Source organism: Nocardioides sp. SR21 (genome assembly GCF_022761125.1).
Classification (GTDB): Bacteria; Actinomycetota; Actinomycetes; order Propionibacteriales; family Nocardioidaceae; genus Nocardioides.
In genome coordinates this window covers 19,043-37,746 of record NZ_JAKWJR010000010.1, presented here as the reverse complement: position 1 = coordinate 37,746, position 18,704 = coordinate 19,043, and the positions used below count along the sequence as shown (strand labels likewise).

Genomic DNA, 18,704 nt, shown 5'->3' with positions numbered 1-18,704 from the left:
CGACCCGCTCAGTCGGTGCCCAGCAGGGCGTCGGGGCCGCGGTTGAGCAGCTGGCGGGCGATGATCAGCCGCTGCAGCTCGCTCGCGCCCTCCCAGATCCGCTCGACGCGCAGCTCGCGGTACATCCGCTCGGCGACGTTCTCGCGCATGTAGCCGCGGCCCCCGAACACCTGCACCGCGCGGTCCGCCACGCGACCGGCCATCTCCGAGCACGCGAGCTTGATCATCGACGCGCGACCGTGCAGCAGCTTGCGGTCGGCGCCCGCGTCGACGGACCGCGCGACCTCGTAGAGCATCGCTCGCGCCCCGAACAGCTCGGTCGCCGAGTCCGCGAGCATCGCGCCCACCAGCTGGTAGTCGCCGAGCCGCTCCCCACCGACGATCCGGCTTCCCGCGAACGCCGTCATCTCGTCGAGCAGCCGCGATGCCGCGCCCACGCAGCGCGCGGCGACCATCATCCGCTCGAAGCGGAACCACTCGTGCGCGAACGTCATCCCGTCGCCCTCGCCGCCGATCAGCTGGCTCACCGGGATCCGTACGTCGGTGAACGACACGATCGGGTGGTGGTCGGCGATGTGGTGCGAGTACGCCGGCGTCCGCACGACCTCGATGCCGTCCGTCGGCAGGTCGACCACGAGCAGCGCGTGCTCGCCGTCGGGCAGCACCGCCTGCACGAAGCAGTAGTCGGCCACGTTGTACGACGTCACGTGCCACTTGGTGCCGTTGATGACGTACGCGTCGCCGTCGAGCCGTGCGGTCGCCTCGAGCGCGCTGACGTCGGAGCCCGCGTGCTCCTCGGTGATCGCGTAGCACTCGTGTCGTTCGCCGCGCACCGCCGGCAGCAGCCAGCGCTCGCGCTGCTCCTCGGTCGCGACCTCGACCCACCACTGCGGTGGCGTGTGCATGCACCACGCGAGCCCGTTGGTGACCCGGCCGACCTGCTCCTGGACGAGCACCTGCTGCAGTGTCGTGAAGCCCGGACCGCCCACGCTGGTGGGCATGTTCGTCGCGTAGAGCCCGCGCGCGATCGCCTCGTGGTGATGCTTCTCGGTCTGCTCCGGCGAGAGCACGCCGCCCGCGAGCTCGGCCTCCACCTCGAACGGGATCAGGCTGTCGGCGAGCTCGGCCGCGCTCCGCCGGATCTCCAGGTCGCGATCGCTCAGTCCGTGCACGGGGTCTCCTCGGTCTCGATCAGCAGGACGTCGAGCGCGAAGGCGCCCTCGGGGCAGGCGACGACGGGGTTCAGCTCGAACGTGTGCCCGGCGACCGCGTGGTCGCCGACCGCGACGACCAGGTCGATCACGGCCTCGACGTCAGCGGCCGGGGCGCCCCGCCAGCCGTCGAGCAGCGGCCGGATCCTCAGCCGGTCGAGCATGCTCCGGGCGCGGTCCCTGCTCACCGGTGGCAGCGCGACGGCGCGGTCGGCGAGCAGCTCGACCAGCACGCCACCCGCGGCGACCACGACCATCGGCCCGAGCTGCGGGTCGCGGACGATCCCGATCGACAGCTCGATCCCCGCCGGGGCGGTCGCGTGCACGGTCGCGTGCGGGCCGAGTCGCGACGCGAGGTCGTCGTACGCCGCCTCGACGGTGTCGGAGTCCAGGCCGAGCACCACCCCGCGCACCTCGGTCTTGTGGTGGATGGCCGGATCCGCGGTCTTGAGGACGACGGGCGCTCCGAGCTCGAGCGCGGCCGCGCGCGCCTCCTCGCGTGAGGAGACGCGGCGGTAGGCGGGCTGCGTGATCTCGGCCGGCTCGCGCGGCGCCGTCCGCTCGGGCAGCGCGGGCGGGCGGAGCAGGTGGCGCAGGGCGAGCAGTCCGCTGCGCGTCCCCTCCAGGACCGGGATCCCGGCAGCACGGAGCCGCGAGGCCGCGGCGTCGTCGATGGCGGCGGGCACGCTGGTCAGGACGGCCAGCGGACCACCGGGGACGTCGAGCACGGCGTCCGGGTACGACGTGTCGCCGTCGTACTCCTCGACGAGGTCGACCGCCAGCGCGGTGATGCCGACGTTCGGGTCGTCGGTCATGGCGGCGAGGCAGGCGCCGAACAGCTCGCGGGTGTCGCGGCCCTCGCCCCAGACGTCGAGCGGGTTCGTGGCCTCGAGACCGTCGTCAAGCTCGGCGGAGATCCGGGCCCTCGTCGCGTCCGTGATCGCGGCAAGGGGGACGGCGTGCGCATGCGCGAGGTCGGCCAGCAGCGTCCGCTCGGCCCCGGAGTCGTGGACGGTGGCGAGGCCGGTGCCGCGACCGCGGCGTACCGTCCCGAGGAGCTCGAGGGTGTCGGTCAGCTCGGCGAGGTCGTGCACGCGGATGCTGCCGGTGTCCTCGCAGAGCGCTTCCCACGTGGCGTCCTCACCCGCGATCGCCCCGGAGTGCGCGGCCACCATCGCGGCACCCAGCGGCGAGCCGCCGACCGGGAGCACGACGACCTCGATGCCCTTCTCGCGCGCGGCCCGCAGGGAGGTGCGGAGGTGCTGGCCGTCGCGGACGGTCTCGACGACCAGCGCGAGAAGCCTGGTCCGGCCGGCGTCGACGACGTGGTCGACGTAGTCCGCGGTGGTGGTGACCAGCTCCTGGCCGGACGAGACGACGAGATCGAACCCCAGGCGGCGTCGGGTGCGCAGCAGCGTCGAGAACACCGATCCCGAGTGGGTGATCACCGAGATCGGCCCGCGCGGCACCGACTCGCGCTCGGCGTACCCCATCGCGCGCAGGCCGGACCGGACGTTCCAGAACCCCATGCAGCCGGCGCCGCACAGCGCCATCCCCGCATCACGCGCGATGTCGCGGAGCTGCTCGCGGACGCCGTTGGCGCTGCCGAAGACCACGGCCGAGCGGGCACCGATCTCCGCGGCCGCGGCGAGCTGGCCCGGGAGCCGTTTGTCGTGGACGCCGAGCAGCACCAGGTCCGGTGCCTCGTCGAGCGCGGCGAGCTCGGGGGCCATCTCGGCGTACGCCGGGTTCACCAGGTGCACCCGGCGCTCGCCGGTCGAGCGGAGCACCTCGCCGACCATCCGCTCGCCGAAGCTGCCCGGCCGGGTGCTGGCGCCGACGACCGCGACCGTGCGCGCCTCGAGCATCGCCGAGACGGCCGTCAACGTCGGAGCACCCTCTGCCAGCGGGTACGCCGGTCGCTCATCGCGGCCCGCGCGGCCTGCCACCCGGGGATCCCGCAGACGCCGCCGCCCCCGTGCGTCGCCGAGCTGCCGTTGTAGAGCCCGGCGATCGGCGTGCGGTAGTCGGCGTACCCCGGCGCGGGCCGCATGTGGAACAGCTGCTCGGGCGTGAGCTCGCCGTGGAAGATGTTGCCGCCGATCAGGCCGTACTCCTGCTCCATCTCGTACGGCCCGACGATGTCGCGGTGCAGCACGGAGTCCTTGAACCCGGGCGCGACCTGGTCGTAGAGGTCGATCATCCGGTCGGTGTAGGCCTCGAGCTCCTCGGTGTGCGGCGCCTCGCTCCACTCGTGCGGGACGTACTGCGTGAACAGCGAGAAGATGTGCGTGCCGTCGGGGTTGAGGGTCTTGTCGAGCGACGTGGGGATGACGCCGTCGCTGAACGGCAGCAGGGCGGCGCGGCCCTCGCGCGCGTCCTGGAACGCGCGCTCGATGAACTCCATCGTCGGCGACATCTCCACCGATCCGGTGTGGTGCTCCGCCAAGCCGGTGCTGGGATCTGCGGTGAAGCTCGGCAGCTCCGCGAGCGCGAGGTTGATCTTCACGACGCCGCTACGCGTGTTCCACCGCTCGATGTCGCTGACGAAGTCCTCGGGCAGCTCGGTGCGCGCGAGCTGGTCGAGGAACGCGGTCCTCGGGTGCAGCGTCGTGACGACCAGTGGTGCGTGCAGCTCCTCGCCGGTCGCGAGCACCACGCCACGGGCGCGACTGTTCGTGGTGAGGACGCTGTCGACGCGGGTGTTGAGCCGGATCTCGGCGCCGAGCTCGGTCGCCGACCTGGCGATCGCTGCGGACACCGCGCCCATGCCGCCCTCGGGGTACCCCCAGCTGCCGAGCCCGGCGCCGTCGCCGACGTCGCCGATCGAGTGGTGCGCCATGACGTACGCCGTCCCCGGCGCGTACGGCCCTGCCCACGTCCCGATCACGCCGTTCACCGCCAGCGCACCCTTGATCTGCGGGGACTCGAACCAGTCGTCGAGCAGGTCCGCGATGCTCATCGTCATCAGCCGGGTGAGGTCGGCGACCGTGCGGGTGTCGACGCCGCGGAATCCCCACGCCAGCCTGGCCAGATCGGCCATGTCGGCGGCGTTGTGCGAGCCGATGGTCGGCGGCACCCGGGTGAGCAGCGGACCCATGACGTCGGCGAGCCCGGCGAGCCAGGCGTTCCACCGCGGCCACGCGTCCGCGTCCTTCTTGGACCAGCGCGCCATCTCGTCGTACGTCCGCGCCTCGTCGTCCTCGTAGATCGTGAGCGAGCCGCCCTCGGGGAACGCCTGGTAGTACGGCCCCATCGGGTGGACCTTGTAGCCGTGCCGCTCGAGGCTCAGCTCGCGCACGATCGTCGGCGGCATCAGGCTCATCACGTACGACAGCCGGGTCACGCTGAGGTGTGGTGCGTCCGGCCACGGCTGCTCGGTCGTCGCCGCGCCACCGATCTTGTGGCGGGACTCGAGCACGACCGTGCGCGCTCCGGAGCGGGCGAGGTACGCCGCCGCCACCAGGCCGTTGTGGCCACCGCCGATCACGATCGCGTCGTACTCGTTCGCCATGTCACTCCTCTTGACTGACTGTTCAATCTAACGAGGTGCTAGGGTCGTGACAAGAGCAGAAGACCCGTGCGAAAGACTGGATTTCATGGCTGAGGCGGCACCCGCGACGGAGAGCAACGAGGCCCGTCGCCGGGCGATGCTGGAGGCGGCCGCCGAGCTGATCAGCGAGCGCGGGTTCGGCGAGACCCGGATCGCGGACGTCGCCAAGCGGGCCGGCTCGAGCTCGGGTCTGGTCATCTACTACTTCGGCACCCGCGACCGACTCCTGGTCGACGCGCTGCGCTACTCCGAGGAGTCGTTCTACGAGGCCGCCGCCGAGATGCTCGCCGAGGTCGCCGGCTTCCGCGAGCGGCTCTCGACGATCGTCGAGTGGTGCTGCGTCCCACAGGAGGACGGCGAGGTCAACGGTGCTTGGGGTCTCTGGCTCGACGTCTGGGCCACCGCCTTCCGGCACGAGGAGGTCGGCGAGGCCCGCATCGGCCAGGACCGCAAGTGGCGCGACCTCGTCGAGGGCGTCCTCCGCGACGGCCAGGCGTCCGGCGAGGTCCCGGCCGACCTGGACGTGCCGCGCTTCGCGCTGACGTTCACGATGCTCCTCGACGGCATCGCCACCCAGGTCGCCCTGAAGGACCCCGACATCAACGCTGCCCTCGCCTACGACATCGCCATCGAGTACGCCGAGGAGAAGCTCGGCCTCGACCCGATGCCGCGCCGCTCGAAGCCGAGGAAGAAGCCCAAGAAGAAGGGCTGATCGCCTAGCGGGTACGCCGCTCCGCGCACCGGATGCACAGCCGCGCCGTCGGCCGCGCCTCCAGCCGCCCCTCGCCGATCGGCTGCCCGCACGTCTCGCAGACGCCGTACGTGCCGGCGTCCACCCGCTCCACCGCGGCATCGATCTCGGACAGGTGCCGCTGCGCGTCCCGCGCCAGCGTCGACACCTGCGAGCGCTCGAACGCGATCGTCGCGCCCTCGGGGTCGTGCTCGTCGTCGGCGTTCGTGTCCTGGGACGCCGCCACGATCGCCTGGAAGTCGTCGGTCAGGTTCGCGAGCCGCCGCAGCGTCTCGTCGCGCTCGGTCTGGAGACGAGCTCGCACCGGGTCCATACCTCATCGTCACGCACGAAGGGCCCCGACCGCAGGTGCGGTCGGGGCCCTTCGGGATGGATCAGGAGATGCGGACGTTCTCCGCCTGCGGGCCCTTCGGGCCCTGGGTCAGGTCGAACTCGACCTTCTGGTTCTCGTCGAGCGACTTGAAGCCGTTGGACTGGATCGCGGAGAAGTGGACGAACACGTCGTCGCCGCCGCCATCCTGAGCGATGAAGCCGAAGCCCTTGTCAGCGTTGAACCACTTGACGGTGCCGGTTGCCATGGTGAATCCCTTGTTCGGTGTCGGGGCACGGTGCCCACGAGGTGCTGAAGCCATCCAGCCGTGCTGATGTCCAGCGAACCGAAAACCAGGAGTACGAGATACGGGCCGCGACATCGTGTGCGACCAGGACGACGAGGTGAGCCGTCCCTTCAACAGGACCAGCGTACGCCACCGGGCGGGCGAACGTCGTTTTGGCGAGATCAGGCCTCGCGCGGGGTGTCGCGGGAGTAGGCCTCCCACGACGACAGGATCGGGCCGGAGACGTCCCAGTCGGCCGGCGCCTCGAAGTACGACGGGTGGTGCTTCTCGGTGTACGCGCGGATCGCGGGCGGCACGTCGTCGAGGCCGCGGATCGTCTTGCGCGAGTGGAGCCGGCCGGTCATCACGCCGCCCTCGAGGCCCGAGCCGCCCATCCGCATCCACGGCCAGAACGGCGAGACGCGGGAGAAGCCGGCGCGGAAGTGGGCGGAGGCGAGGTCGCGGTCCTCGAGCTCGGCCTTCGACGTGTAGATGACGAAGTGCTCCGAGGGGTTGATCTGCTCGCCCGTGGACGAGCGGGGCCAGCCGGACGGCGTGACCGGGTTCGGGTACTCGTGGGCGTAGTCCCACTCGAGCAGCACCTCGTCGCCGTACACCGCCCACGGGAGGATGAACGGCAGCGAGCCGTCGGCGTTCGCGTCGACGTTCTCGTTCATCGCGACGCCGTGCTCCTCGGCGTCGCCGACGTACAGGCGCGGCATCTCGAGCGTGAGCTCGCCGCCGATCTTGTCGTTGAGGAACGGGAAGACCTCGACGGGCTCGCCGGTGAACGGGTTGTCCCAGGTCTCGATGACCTCGCCGGTGCGCAGGTCGTAGAAGAAGCCGGTCTCTTTGCCGCGCATCTGCAGGCGCTCGTCCGCGCCCTCGCCGACGAAGCGGACCTTGGTGATGCCGGTGCCGGCGTACCCGAACAGCGGCTGCAGCCGCTTCGTCCCGATCGAGGCGTACATCGCGCCGTGGAACGTCGAGACGAGCGGGTCCTCGCTGAACGTGCCCCACGTCTTGCCGAACGCGTAGAGGTTGTCGCGCGGCGACGCCGCCAGATCGAGCGGGACGGAGTTGGTCACGGCGCGGACGCTAGCAGCGGGGCCTGCCAAGATGGCGACGTGAACCGCGTGGTGGGACCGCTGCTCGCGGTGACGGTCGCGCTCGTGCTCGCCGACTCCGCGGTCGTCACGCTCGCGCTGCCCGACATCCTCCGGCACCTCGACACGACCGTGTCGGCGGTCGCGTGGGTGCTGATCTCGTTCAACCTCGTGCTGGGCCTGGTCGTCGTACCGACCGCCGTCGGTCTCAAGCGCGCGGACCCGCGGATCCTCGGTGCGGTCGGCATCGCGGTGTTCGCGGGCGCGTCGGCATGGTGCGCGATCGCGCAGTCGATCGAGGTGCTGATCGCCGCGCGGTGCGTGCAGGCGCTGGGTGGCGCGGTGGCGCTGGTCGGGTGCCTCGAGCTGCTCGTGCTCGTGTACGGCGAACGCCGCGGCATCGCGGCCTGGATCACCGCCGGTGTCGTCGGCACTGCCACCGGTCCGTTCGCCGGAGGCCTGCTCACGCAGGCGTTCTCGTGGCAGTCGATCTTCTACGTGCAGGTGCCGATCGCCGCGCTGGCGGTGCCGGCCGCCTTCGCGGTGCGCTCCGGGCCACCGCCGCCCCCCGACCCTGCGGGCCCGGTGCGGCACCGGCCCGCCGTACGCCCCAACCTGACGCTGGCATTCCTGTCGGCCGCCCTCACCGCGGCGCTGTTCCTGCTGGTGCTGCTGCTCGTCGACGGCTGGCAGCACTCCCCGGCCGCCGCCGCGATCACCGTGTCCGTCGTACCGGTCGCGGCCCTCGCGGCCCGTCCGCTGGCCCGGCTCCTGCAGCCGACGTCCGAGGTCGAGGTCGCGACCGGGAGCTTCCTGATCGCCGGTGGCCTGGTCGGTCTCGCGCTGCTGCCCTCGGCCGAGCTCGGCTGGACGGTCGCGCCGCAGGCGCTGATCGGCCTCGGGCTCGGGCTGACCCTCGACCAGCTCACCGCGCAGGCGATGCACCTCCGGGTGCCGCGCGTCGAGCACGCGAGCTGGACGATCAGCGCCCGGCACCTCGGCGTCGTCGTCGGGCTCGCGATCCTGACGCCGGTGTTCGTCGGCGACCTGCAGGACGCGCAGGTGCCGGCCCAGGAGGCGATCACCTCGCTCGTCCTCGACGCGCCGCTGACCGCGCAGGAGAAGGTCACGCTCGCGCGGGCGCTCGGCGACGAGCTCACCGAGCAGCAGGAGCAGGTGCCGAACCTGCACCGCGCGTTCGTCGAGGCCGACTTCGCCCCCGAGTCGCGCGCGGCCGCGGCGCAGCTCGAGCGCGACCTCGCCGACCAGGTCGAGCGCGCGGTCACCCGGGCGTTCCGCGACTCGTTCCTCGTGGGCGCCGGCCTGGCGCTGCTCGGCCTCGTCACCGTGCTGGTCCCGCACCGCCGGAGGCCGGCATGAGACGCCTCGGCCTGCCGATCCTCGCAGTCGTGCTCGTGGTCGCCGTCCTCGGCGTCCAGCTCGCGTACGGCGGCGCGTCGTACGAACCGCTGCCGTCCGCGGACCCGTGCGCCGAGCGCCCCGTCGACTCGCAGTCCGAGGGGATCGAGGGCCTCACCGAGAACCTCGTGCTCGTCGGCGTCGACAACGCCGCGTGCATCCTCGGCGTCAGCCGCGAGGCGTTCGTCCTCGACCTCGCTCAGAACGGCGAGCCCACCGACGCCCAGGTCGACGCGCTGCGCGAGGGACTGCTCGCCGCGGTCGACGAGATGCAGGACGACGGCTCGCTGCCGCCGGCCTCGGAGCTCGTCGACGAGGCCCTCGACCAGGCCGACCTCGACGGCTGGCTGGAGACGCTGATCCGCGCGATCCCCGACTCGGTCGTCGACTCCGCGCTGCGGACCGACGACGTCCTCACCCGCGCGATCGAGGACCTCGACATCCGTGAGCTGCTGGCGAACGTCAACGACCAGGACGAGCTCAACGCCCAGGTCGAGGCGGCGGTGACGCAGGCGGTCAAGGACTCCCTGATCGACCGTGTCCGCGACCTCGTCTGACTAGCATCTGCCCGTGACCCGTGACCTGGACGTCGTGCTCGTGGGCGCGACCGGCTTCACCGGAGCCCTCGCGGCCGAGCACCTCGCCCGCACCGCCCCTGCGGACCTGCGCTGGGCGCTGGCCGGCCGGAGCCTCGACAGGTTGACCGCCCTGCGCGACCGGCTCGCACCGCAGGCCGCGGACGTCGAGCTGGTGGTGGTCGACAGCCACGACGCCGCGGCGCTGCGCGCGCTCGCCGAGCGGTCCCGCGTGGTGATCGCGGCGGTCGGGCCGTACCTCGAGCACGGCGACCCGCTGGTCGCGGCCTGCGCCGAGGCCGGGACCGACTACGTCGACCTGACCGGCGAGCCGGAGTTCGTCGACCGCACCTACCTGCGCCACCACGCCACCGCCGTCGCGAGCGGCGCCCGGCTCGTGCACGCCTGCGGCTTCGACTCCGTGCCGCACGACCTCGGCGCCCTGTTCACGGTCCGCCAGCTGCCCAGCGCCGATCGCCCGGTCCGGCTGCGTGGCGTCGTACGCGCCGAGGGCAGCGTCTCCGGCGGCACCTTCGCCTCCCTGCTCGGGGTCGCCTCGCGGATCCCGCAGATGCGGGCCGCGGCGCGCGAGCGGGCCGCCGCCGAACCCGCCCCCGCGGACGGTCGGCAGGCGAGGCCGGTGACGCTGCGGCCGGGACGCGACGAGCTCCTCGGCTACTGGCTGCTCCCGCTGCCCGCCATCGACCAGGAGATCGTGGCGCGCAGCGGCGCGGCGCTGGCCGAGTACGGCCCGGACTTCTCCTACTCCCACGTGGCCGGCATCCGGCACGCGCCGGTGCTGGTGGGTGCGCTCGCCGGCATCGGGGTGGCGCTCGGTGCCGCGCAGATCGGTCCGGTACGCCGGTTCCTGATCCGGCGGCTCCCGTCCGGGGCCGGTCCCTCCGACGAGGTGCGCGGCCGCTCGACGTTCACCGTCGACTTCGTGGCCGAGAGCGGCCCGGACGTCGTCCACACGCGGGTGAGCGGGATGGATCCCTACGACCTGTCGGGCATCGCGCTGGCCGAGAGCGCGCTGTGCCTGGCGCTCGACGAGAACCCGCCCACGGCCGGCCAGGTCACCACCGCCCAGGCGATGGGCACCGCCCTGACCGCCCGGCTCGAGCGGGCTGGGGTGCGCTTCGAGGTCGTCCGCTCCTAGAGCTCCATCGCCTCGCGGAGCGTCTTGGCGATGGGCTCGAGCAGGGTGGTCAGCTCGTCGATCTCGAGGGGCGTCAGCGCTGTATACGGCGCCTCGGCCAGCACGTCGGTCAGCGACTCGATCCGCTCCTTCGTCGCGCGTCCGGCGGCGGTGAAGTGGCCGGACTCGTCGAGGAGCCCGCGCTCGCGCAGCCCGTCCATCACGGTCGCCAGGAACGCCGGCGGCAGGTGGTGGATGCGGCCGAACGACTCCGCCGGGTAGATGCCCGCGTCCAGGGCGCCCAGCACGTGGGCCTCGATGCCCCCGATCCCCTCGGTCATCAGCGCCACGATGTGGCCGTCACCCCGGTGCTCGCGCAGCATGTTGGCCGCGTGCCACAGCCGGGCCATGGGCTCCTCGGGCATCGGCAGCGCGCGCAGGCCGGCGTACATCACTCGTCCCTCGACCGGTGCGCTGACGGACGCCTTCGCGAGGAGGTCGGCCGCACGCACCGGAGCCTCGCCGAGGATCCGCCGCAGCGCCGCCACGCACCCGCGCTCGCGAGCGGCGTGCGCCGCCTCGGGCGTGGTCGTGCCCCAGATCTTCGGGACGTGCCGAGCCACCTCGCCCGGACCGAAGCTGTAGAACGCGGCGTCGACCACCTCGGCCGGCACCCGCCCGAGCGGCGCCGAGCGACCGGCGAAGTAGCCGTCCCAGTAGCCGCGGAACCCGAGCGCGGCCATCGCCTCGTTGGGCTCGTCGGTGAAGAAGTTGACCAACGAGATCGGCTCGGTGAGGTCGAACATGCGGCGGGCGACGGGCATCGTGCAACTCCTGTGGTCGTGGTGGCCTTCACCAGTACGACGAACAGGCCCGACGCGATACGACAGCAGCCGCGACCGCTCCGATTCGAAGAACGGCTTCAGCGAGACCGTCGCCGCGCCGGGCTTGCGACCGATCGGACGTCGAGAAGACTCCGGGCGGGTGATGGCCGGCGGCGCGACGTGTCACTTCGCCCACTATGGGCTAGTCGATGCCGGCGACGTGCGAGGTCTCGGCGGCGAGGGCATGGGGAGGTCTGGCTACGCATCGAAGGCCTGATCAGGGACGGTCTGGTGGACCGGTTCGCCCAAGGAAGGTAAAAATTCTTCTGAAGATCCTGTGGATATCCCGCTGCCACCCAAGCGCCATCTGCAACCACTGATACCCATGTTGCCAGTGGGAGGCCAAGTGACTGCACGCTTAGACCCATCAACCGCAAGATCTGGGACAGTCCGCATGCACTGACCCCACATCTAGCGTTCCATCGCTGCGGGCGGCGATCCTGTGGATAACGACAGTTGCGTAGTTCCACCGCTGCAGTTCTGGCACTTCGCAAGGTAGAGTGCTGATTTGGCGGCTCCCCGAACATCGTGTAATGCGGGGCGAGCCACCTCGACACAACTAAACACCGGACAAGACGAAGGCCCTGGGTCGACGCGATGTCTGATCCAGGGCCTACGTGGTGTTGCTTGGTCGCTAGCCACAGTAGGGCACCCGGTGCGGTTACGCACGGGTACGGCGCGAGTTCCCCGCGAGATCAGGATCACCCGTCCCTCGCCTCTACGTCTTGGACGTCCGTTCATGACACTAGAGAGGAACCGCCATCGTGCACGACCACGTCGACCACGACGCCCTCTCGACGTACGCCGTCGAGAAGGTCAACGTCCCCAAGGAGAAGGCAAAGGCGCGCCGCGCCCAGGTCGCCCACCTTCGCGCCCGTCTCGAGACCTATATCGCCAGCCATCCCGACTACGACCTGGTCAAGATGCGCGGGTCCGGCAGCGTCGCCAAGCACACTGCAATCAAGACCAGCTCCGACACCGACGTCGCCGCCTACGTCCGCGCCTCTGCCGTCGGCGGCATCCACGTCCAGGAAGCCCAGCTGCTCAACTGGCTCCTCGAGCGGTGCAAGGAGGTCTACGGCAAGACCAAGGACGCCGACGACTTCAAGGTCTCCCACCACGCCGTCGGCATCACCATGCACGGCACCGGCCTCAAGATCGACGTCGCCCCCGTGCTCTACGAGGACGAGCCCGACGACCGCGGCCACCTGGTGACCCAGTCCGGCGACCGGGTCCTCACCTCGGTCACCCAGCACCTGGAGTTCCTCAACAGCCGCACCCGCGTCGCCGGCCCCGAGCTCAAGGAGCTCATCCGGCTCTTCAAGCAGTTCATCCGAAGGATCAAGGACGAGTCCGCTGCCACCGGGCAGGAGCTCCGCTTCAAGAGCTTCCTCGTCGAGCTCCTCGTCGCCCACCTCTACGACCACGGCTGGAACGGCGAGCCGCTCGCGGTCAAGAACTACCCCCGCGCGTTCGAGCAGATCCTCGGCTACATCGTCACCACCGGACTGAAGACGCCGATCATCTTCACTGACTTCTACACCGCCTCCCAGGTGAAGGCGAGCCACGACGCGATGCAGGTCTGGGACCCGGTCAACCCCGATAACAACGTGGTCCGCGGCTACACCGACTACGACCGGCAGCGGATCGTGGACCGATGCAGCCAGGCCCTCGACCAGGTCGTCTGGGCCAGCACCACCGGCAGCAAGGGCACCGCCGTCGACGCCTGGCGCACTCTGTTCGGTCCGACCTTCTCGGTGGCCTGAGATGACCTACTCCCAGACCCGCACCGCGACCTTCACCATCACCGAGGCTCGTTACATCGCCAGCAAGCTCGGCGCCGACCTGCGCAACCTCAACGCCCGCTACGGCCATCCACGGCTGGACAAGATCCCCGACTTCGTCGAGGAAACCGCGCAGTACCTGAAGGCGGGCTACCTCGACTATGTCGACTTCGGATTCAAGAACGGCGAGGAGTGGAAGCTGCGGCTGCGCTACACCGCCGTCGCTGGCGGTCAGTTGCGCGACGACGTCCCTGGCGGGCTCCCGAGCGCACTCGACGTTGCGCCGTACGAGTTCCACAGCTTCCTGCGGCAGAACGACGCCTTCTACGACCTGACGGCCACTGACCGTGCCGCCTTCAAGGCGGCGTTGCCCATCGACCGGACCCCTGGCACCGAGCCGACCGCCTACGCCGGCTCGTACGGCAGCAACAGCCAGTACTCCCGCGGCGGCCACGGCCTGGACCGCAGCCTCTACAGCGCCATCTGACCGCCGGGAGGGCGAGCTTCAGACCCTCGCCTTCCCATGACTCCTTCGGAGCACCTCATGAGCGACACCGATCTCTTCCACCCCGTCATCGAGCTTCCCGACGATGTCCGCTACGAGCGCTACCGCCGGCTCGTCGGTCTCGACGACGTCAAGAGCCGCCTGCGCAAGGAGGCCGCGGTCCTGGCCGACCCCGACGTCCTGACTCGTTGGGCGGCTACCCACCACCGCGGCCTCAACAGCAACGATCAGGCCTTCACCCTTCTACGTGACCGCGCTCCCCTGCTCGTGTTCGCCGGCGACGTCGGCTCCGGCAAGTCCGCGCTCGCCGAGAGCTTCGGCTGCGACCTCGCCGACCACCTCAAGGTCCCGGTGACCCTGTACCGGCTCAAGCTCTCCGCACGCGGGACGGGCCACGTGGGCGAGATGACTACCCTCATCGCCGAGGCCTTCGCCACCGTGACGCGCGAGGCCAAGCTCGGCCGCGGCGCCGACGGCCGCCTCCGCGGCGTCACCATCCTCGTGATCGACGAGGCCGACGCCCTGGTCCAGTCCCGCGAGGCCAGCCAGATGCACCACGAGGACCGCGCCGGCGTCGATGCCTTCCTCGCGGGCATCGACGACTTCGCCGGCTCGGGCATCCCGCTTCTGGTGGTCATGTGCACCAACCGCCTCGCCGCGCTCGACCCCGCTGTCCGTCGCCGCGCCGCCGGCATCTTCGAGTTCCACCGCCCCGACGCCGACCAGCGCCGCGCGGTCCTCGCCGACGCCCTCTCCGGTTTCGACCTCAACAGCGACGCCATCGACAAGCTCGTCCTGGTGACCGGCGAGCGCACCGTCGGGCAGCCGGGCTTCACCTACTCGGACCTGACCCAGCGCTTGGTCCCCAGCGCCATCCTCGAGGCCTACCCCGACACGGCCCTCACCGCCGATCACATCCTCGCCATCGCCGAGGACATGACCGCGACCCCGCCGTTCCAGGACCGGCCCGCCACCTGAACCGAGGCTCCTTCACGATGACTACGTCCCTGCGACCCACCCGCATCAGGCTTCCGTCCCGTGCCGCCGCGATCCGCGGCGACAACCTCCAGCACGCCGTCGGCCTTCACACGCTCCTGGTGGCCCTCCAGGACGAGCACGCCGTCAGCGTGAGCATCGAGGACACCCACGGAGGCGCGTTCGACGACGTCGTCCTCCGTCGCTGCGACGGCTACCCGGGCAGGTGGATCCAAGTGAAGTCCAGCAACTACGGCGGCGAGGTCATCAACCTCCACTGGCTGACCACGGCCAAGACCGAGAGGGGCCGGTCCCCGCTCCAGGCCTTCCACGGCACCTGGCGCAGGCTGCGCGACGACGGCGAGGTCTTCAACCTCGAGCTCGTGACCAACCGCAACTTCGACCACGACGCGGTCCTCTTCGAGGCCCTCGACAAGAAGACCGACCGCATCGACCCGACCCGGCTCCAGAACGCCCTGGACCGCCCCAAGACCAAGCTCGGCAAGCTGCTTACGTCGTTCGCCACCCACCTCGGCGCCGACCCGAATGAGGTCGCCGAGTTCCTATCGAACGTCACCTTTCGCAACGAGGGTTCGGAGAGCACCTGGCACGAACGGATCGCGCACCTGATGCAGCTCAACGGGTTCCGCAGCGACAACGACGCCGTGACCAGCGCCCTCCGCATGGTCAGCGACTGGGTCACTGACGGCGTCGGGGAAGTCACCGTCAGCGACGCCCGACGGCGCCTCGAGGACCGCGATCTGCTCGCCCGCGACGGGACCCTCACCCTGGCCGTCCACGGAATCGACCGTGAGGAGTCACGACAGCTCCCCAACGCCCGCGTCGACTTTACCGACCTCTACCCCGACGTGGACGTCTTCGAGCGCCGCAGCATCACCGACCCCGCCGACTGGGACGCGGTCGTGCGTCCCCGGCTCGCCCAGGCGGCCCGGACGCTCGAGCAGTTCGCCTCCCGCCGCGTCCACGTTCTGGCCTCAGTCCGACTCCCGGTCTGGTTCGCCATTGGCCGGACCCTCCCTCGCGTACGCCGCTGGGTCGTCTCACTGGACCAGGACGGTGTGGAGTGGGCAAGCGACACGCGCGGCGGTTCAGCTCGGATCGTCGAACTCGCCGATGAATCGCTCGACGGCGAAGGCAACGACCTTGCGGTGTGCCTTGCCCTTCGTCACGACCCGACCGCCGACGTGCGCGACTACCTGCAGACCGCCTCCATCCCCGCTGGTCGGCTCCTCACCTTCACCGGCGAGACCGGCGTCGGTCCCGAGGCAGTCCTCGACGCGGCCTGGGCCACGTCTTGGGCCGCTGCACTCCAGGACGCCCTGCTCGCTAGGGTTCGCGACACCGGTGCCCAGCGGATCCACCTGTTCATCGCCGGACCAGCGGGCATCGCGCTGCTCCTCGGTCACCGGTGGAACGCGCTTCCGGCAGTAACGGTCTACGAACACCAGGGCGGAGCAAGCTACGCGCCGACCTTCCGCTTCGCGGCTTAACCGACAACACGGGCATCGCAGAGCACGCTGGCGTCCCCGCGACGACGGCTCACCGCGGCCCGGGTGGCGGCGACTTGATGCGCATCCGGGCGACGTGTGGAGCGCGTCATACCGCCGCGAACGGGCGAGGTCAGGATCGCGTGATCGTGGACGACCGCCCAACCTGGCTGCGGTTCAGGCCAGCACCCGCGACCGCTCCGGGTCGAAGAACGGCCTGAGCGAGACCGTCGCCGGCACGCGGGTCCCGGCCACGTCGACCTCGAACGACCCGGCGGCGAGCGCGGCCGCGGTGATCCCCTCGTCCGAGGAGATGCCGGCGATCCCGACGGCGGCGCCGAGGGAGTGGCCGAAGGCGCCGCTGCGGATGTGGCCGACCGGGCGGCCGTCCCAGTAGACCGGCTCGTCGCCGTGCAGGTCGAAGTCGGGGGAGGAGAGCAGGACGTTGATGAGCCGCGCGGTCGGCGCGCCGGTGGAGCGCTGCTTCATCAGCGCCTCGCGGCCGACGAAGCCGCCGGGCTTGTCCCAGGCGACGGCGAAGCCGAGGCCGGCCTCGAGCGGGGTGTCGGTGGAGTCGATGTCGTGGCCCATGTCGCGGAACGCCTTCTCCAGCCGCATCGTCTCCATCGCGCCGAGGCCGGTGGGCCGGAAGCCCAGGTCGGACCCGGCTTCCCTGAGCTGCTCGTACAACGTGGCGCCGAACTCGGTCGGCACCAGCAGGTCCCAGCCGAGCTCACCGACGTACGTCACGCGCAGCGCCCACAGCGGGGTGTAGCCGAGCTCGACCTTCTGCGCGGTGAGGTACGGGAACGCCGCATCCGACCAGTCGTGCGGGCTGAGCCGCTGGAGCACCTCGCGCGACCGCGGTCCCTGCACGGACAGCATCGCGTGCCCGCTGGTGACGTCGGTGAGCGTCACGAACTCGTCGGACCGTGTGTTCCGCCGGATCCACGCGGGCACCCGCCGGTGGATGTTGTCGCCGCTGACGACGACGTACACGTCCTCGGCCTGCCGCGTGACGGTGACGTCGGCGATGATCCCGCCGCGCTCGTCGCACCACTGCGTGTAGACGACCTTGCCGACGGGGGTGTCGACGTCGTTCGCGCAGACCCGGTTGAGCACGGCCGACGCGTGCGGCCCCTGCACGACGTGGCTCGACATCAGCGACATGTCGAAGACCGCGAAGGTCTCGCGCGCGTTCAGGTGCTCCTCGCGGGTCCGCTCGAACGCCTCGCCGCGCTCGAAGCCCCACTCGACGGTCGGTGTGACGCCGGCGCCGGCGAAGTAGTCCGGGTACTCCCATCCGCTCGTGGTCACGAGGTGCGCGCCGTCCGCCACGTGCGCGGGGTGGAACGGCGATCGACGCACGTCCCGGCCGAGTCGCGGCTCGGCGTTGGGCCAGGCCAGGTCGTTGAGCAGGAAGCCCAGCCGCTCGACCGTGCGCTGCTCGCGGAACAGCCGCGTCGCTTGGAACTCGTGGGCGCGGTCGACCCCCACCGCGGTGACGTCGAGCGGCGGGTGCTCCTCGATCAGCCACTGCGCCATCATGTGGCCGAGCCCGCCGCCGGACAGGATGCCGACGGAGTTCAGCCCGCACGCGAGGTACAGCCCGTCGACCTCGGGCGACTCCCCGAGCATCGGCGACAGGTCGTCGGTGAAGCTCTCCGGCCCGCAGAACAGCGTGCGGATGCCGGCGTCCTCGAGCGCGGGGAACCGCCGCATCGCGACCTCGAGGAACGGCGTCAGCCGGTCCCAGTCCGGCGGCAGCACGGCGAACGCGCTGTCGCGCGGGGTGGCGTCCAGCGACCAGGCCTTGGCCACCGGTTCGAACATTCCGACCAGCAGCCCGCCGCCCTCCTCGCGGTAGTAGCCGTAGGCCTCGCCGTCCTCGATCACCGGCACGGACTCGGCGGTGACACCGTCGATCGGCTCGGTCAGCAGGTAGTAGTGCTCGGCGGCCTGCAGGGGCACGGTGACTCCGGCCTTCGCAGCGAGCTCACGGCCCCACAACCCGGCGGCGAGCACGACCTTCTCGCACTCGATGTCGCCGCGCTCCGTGCGCACGCCGACCACCCGACCGCGCGACAGGATGAAGTCGGTGACCTCGGTGTGCTCGAAGATCCGCGCGCCGCGCATCTTGGCGCCCTTCGCCAGCGACATCGTGACGTCGACCGGGTTCGCGCGGCCCTCGTCCGGCGTCCAGAACCCGTGGATCACGTCGTCGACGCGCATCAGCGGCACCAGGTCCGCGACCTCGCGCTGCGACAGCACCTCCTTGGTCATCCCGACCGAGCGCATGTACGCCGTCTCGCGCCGGAACCCCTCGTCCGCGCGCGGCGTGGTCGCCAGCTGGAGGTAGCCGCACTGCCGGAACCCGGTCGAGAGCCCGGTCTCCTCCTCGAGCCGCGCGTACAGCTCGGCCGAGTAGCGCGCCATCCAGAGCGCGTCCTCGGTCGTGCCGCCCGAGACCACCTCGCCCGCGGCGTGCCACGTCGTGCCCGACGTCAGCTGCTTGCGCTCGAGGAGTACGACGTCCGTCGCGCCCAGCATGGCCAGGTGGTACGCGATCGACGTACCGATCACGCCGCCGCCGACCACGACGTACTGCGCCCGCGAGGGCAGGTCCCCACCCGCGGCTGCGTCCGCAGCCCGAGCGGCAGCAGGGTTGATGGCGGCGAAGTCGAGCGACATGCGAGTCC

Annotated in this window: 16 protein-coding genes; 8 read left to right on the top strand and 8 right to left on the bottom strand. The window is 71.0% G+C overall.

The window, feature by feature from the left end:
• Positions 1-8: 8 nt before the first annotated feature.
• Genes MJ604_RS18315 through MJ604_RS18305 form a run of 3 tightly spaced genes read right to left on the bottom strand, consistent with a single transcriptional unit; the run spans position 9 to position 4,725 of the window.
• Positions 9-1,172 carry an acyl-CoA dehydrogenase family protein gene (locus MJ604_RS18315; RefSeq protein ID WP_243060028.1) on the bottom strand — a complete coding sequence of 388 codons (1,164 nt, stop codon included), beginning with the start codon at positions 1,170-1,172 and terminating at the stop codon, positions 9-11.
• A complete protein-coding gene (locus MJ604_RS18310; protein WP_243060027.1) occupies positions 1,160-3,097 on the bottom strand; it encodes an acetate--CoA ligase family protein in 1,938 nt (645 codons plus the stop codon). Before MJ604_RS18310 ends, MJ604_RS18315 begins: the two co-directional genes overlap by 13 nt.
• Positions 3,094-4,725 (bottom strand): NAD(P)/FAD-dependent oxidoreductase, encoded by a 1,632-nt coding sequence (locus MJ604_RS18305; RefSeq protein ID WP_243060026.1) that lies wholly within the window; start codon positions 4,723-4,725, stop codon positions 3,094-3,096. Before MJ604_RS18305 ends, MJ604_RS18310 begins: the two co-directional genes overlap by 4 nt.
• An 85-nt stretch (positions 4,726-4,810) precedes the next feature.
• On the opposite strand from MJ604_RS18305, the gene MJ604_RS18300 reads away from it, so the two are divergent.
• Positions 4,811-5,476 carry a TetR/AcrR family transcriptional regulator gene (locus MJ604_RS18300; protein ID WP_243060025.1) on the top strand — a complete coding sequence of 222 codons (666 nt, stop codon included), beginning with the start codon at positions 4,811-4,813 and terminating at the stop codon, positions 5,474-5,476.
• Positions 5,477-5,480: 4 nt separating this feature from the next.
• Here the strand turns inward: MJ604_RS18300 and MJ604_RS18295 are convergent, their stop codons facing one another.
• From MJ604_RS18295 to MJ604_RS18285, 3 genes are all read right to left on the bottom strand, one after another.
• Positions 5,481-5,828, bottom strand: a complete 348-nt coding sequence (locus MJ604_RS18295; RefSeq protein WP_243060024.1) for a TraR/DksA C4-type zinc finger protein — start codon at positions 5,826-5,828, stop codon at positions 5,481-5,483.
• Positions 5,829-5,889: 61 nt separating this feature from the next.
• A complete protein-coding gene (locus tag MJ604_RS18290; protein WP_243060023.1) occupies positions 5,890-6,093 on the bottom strand; it encodes a cold-shock protein in 204 nt (67 codons plus the stop codon).
• Positions 6,094-6,293: 200 nt separating this feature from the next.
• On the bottom strand, positions 6,294-7,199 hold the full coding sequence (locus MJ604_RS18285; protein WP_243060022.1) for a DUF1838 family protein: 906 nt from the start codon (positions 7,197-7,199) through the stop codon (positions 6,294-6,296).
• Positions 7,200-7,238: 39 nt separating this feature from the next.
• Between MJ604_RS18285 and MJ604_RS18280 the strand changes: the two genes are divergently transcribed.
• Genes MJ604_RS18280 through MJ604_RS18270 form a run of 3 tightly spaced genes read left to right on the top strand, consistent with a single transcriptional unit; the run spans position 7,239 to position 10,370 of the window.
• Complete coding sequence (locus MJ604_RS18280; protein WP_243060021.1) at positions 7,239-8,597, top strand: MFS transporter; 1,359 nt, start codon at positions 7,239-7,241, stop codon at positions 8,595-8,597.
• Entirely contained in the window at positions 8,594-9,193 is a 600-nt protein-coding gene (locus MJ604_RS18275) for a hypothetical protein (RefSeq protein WP_243060020.1), read from the top strand. Before MJ604_RS18280 ends, MJ604_RS18275 begins: the two co-directional genes overlap by 4 nt.
• A 13-nt stretch (positions 9,194-9,206) precedes the next feature.
• Positions 9,207-10,370, top strand: coding sequence for a trans-acting enoyl reductase family protein (locus tag MJ604_RS18270; RefSeq protein WP_243060019.1), 1,164 nt, complete (start codon positions 9,207-9,209; stop codon positions 10,368-10,370).
• On the opposite strand, the gene MJ604_RS18265 is transcribed toward MJ604_RS18270, so the two are convergent.
• Positions 10,367-11,173 carry a MarR family transcriptional regulator gene (locus MJ604_RS18265; protein ID WP_243060018.1) on the bottom strand — a complete coding sequence of 269 codons (807 nt, stop codon included), beginning with the start codon at positions 11,171-11,173 and terminating at the stop codon, positions 10,367-10,369. The two genes, MJ604_RS18270 and MJ604_RS18265, sit on opposite strands and share 4 nt — an antisense overlap.
• An 824-nt stretch (positions 11,174-11,997) precedes the next feature.
• Between MJ604_RS18265 and MJ604_RS18260 the strand changes: the two genes are divergently transcribed.
• Genes MJ604_RS18260 through MJ604_RS18245 form a run of 4 tightly spaced genes read left to right on the top strand, consistent with a single transcriptional unit; the run spans position 11,998 to position 16,008 of the window.
• Positions 11,998-12,999, top strand: coding sequence for a CBASS oligonucleotide cyclase (locus MJ604_RS18260; RefSeq protein WP_243060017.1), 1,002 nt, complete (start codon positions 11,998-12,000; stop codon positions 12,997-12,999).
• Position 13,000: 1 nt separating this feature from the next.
• Positions 13,001-13,504 (top strand): hypothetical protein, encoded by a 504-nt coding sequence (locus MJ604_RS18255; RefSeq protein WP_243060016.1) that lies wholly within the window; start codon positions 13,001-13,003, stop codon positions 13,502-13,504.
• Positions 13,505-13,561: 57 nt separating this feature from the next.
• The gene (locus MJ604_RS18250) at positions 13,562-14,500 is read left to right on the top strand and encodes an AAA family ATPase (RefSeq protein ID WP_243060015.1); all 939 of its coding nucleotides are present in this window, start codon (positions 13,562-13,564) and stop codon (positions 14,498-14,500) included.
• A gap of 17 nt (positions 14,501-14,517) precedes the next feature.
• Positions 14,518-16,008, top strand: a complete 1,491-nt coding sequence (locus MJ604_RS18245; protein ID WP_243060014.1) for an SAVED domain-containing protein — start codon at positions 14,518-14,520, stop codon at positions 16,006-16,008.
• A gap of 174 nt (positions 16,009-16,182) precedes the next feature.
• Here the strand turns inward: MJ604_RS18245 and MJ604_RS18240 are convergent, their stop codons facing one another.
• Complete coding sequence (locus MJ604_RS18240; protein WP_243060013.1) at positions 16,183-18,696, bottom strand: FAD-dependent oxidoreductase; 2,514 nt, start codon at positions 18,694-18,696, stop codon at positions 16,183-16,185.
• Between the last annotated feature and the right edge of the window lie 8 nt (positions 18,697-18,704).

Excerpts from the sequence above, each read along its gene's own strand:
- MJ604_RS18305 (WP_243060026.1), bottom strand. The coding sequence starts at position 4,725 with ATGGCGAACGAGTACGACGCGATCGTGATCGGCGGTGGCCACAACGGC.
- MJ604_RS18300 (WP_243060025.1), top strand. The coding sequence starts at position 4,811 with ATGGCTGAGGCGGCACCCGCGACGGAGAGCAACGAGGCCCGTCGCCGG.
- MJ604_RS18295 (WP_243060024.1), bottom strand. The coding sequence starts at position 5,828 with ATGGACCCGGTGCGAGCTCGTCTCCAGACCGAGCGCGACGAGACGCTG.
- MJ604_RS18290 (WP_243060023.1), bottom strand. The coding sequence starts at position 6,093 with ATGGCAACCGGCACCGTCAAGTGGTTCAACGCTGACAAGGGCTTCGGC.
- MJ604_RS18275 (WP_243060020.1), top strand. The coding sequence starts at position 8,594 with ATGAGACGCCTCGGCCTGCCGATCCTCGCAGTCGTGCTCGTGGTCGCC.
- MJ604_RS18265 (WP_243060018.1), bottom strand. The coding sequence starts at position 11,173 with ATGCCCGTCGCCCGCCGCATGTTCGACCTCACCGAGCCGATCTCGTTG.
- MJ604_RS18255 (WP_243060016.1), top strand. The coding sequence starts at position 13,001 with ATGACCTACTCCCAGACCCGCACCGCGACCTTCACCATCACCGAGGCT.
- MJ604_RS18250 (WP_243060015.1), top strand. The coding sequence starts at position 13,562 with ATGAGCGACACCGATCTCTTCCACCCCGTCATCGAGCTTCCCGACGAT.
- MJ604_RS18245 (WP_243060014.1), top strand. The coding sequence starts at position 14,518 with ATGACTACGTCCCTGCGACCCACCCGCATCAGGCTTCCGTCCCGTGCC.
- MJ604_RS18240 (WP_243060013.1), bottom strand. The coding sequence starts at position 18,696 with ATGTCGCTCGACTTCGCCGCCATCAACCCTGCTGCCGCTCGGGCTGCG.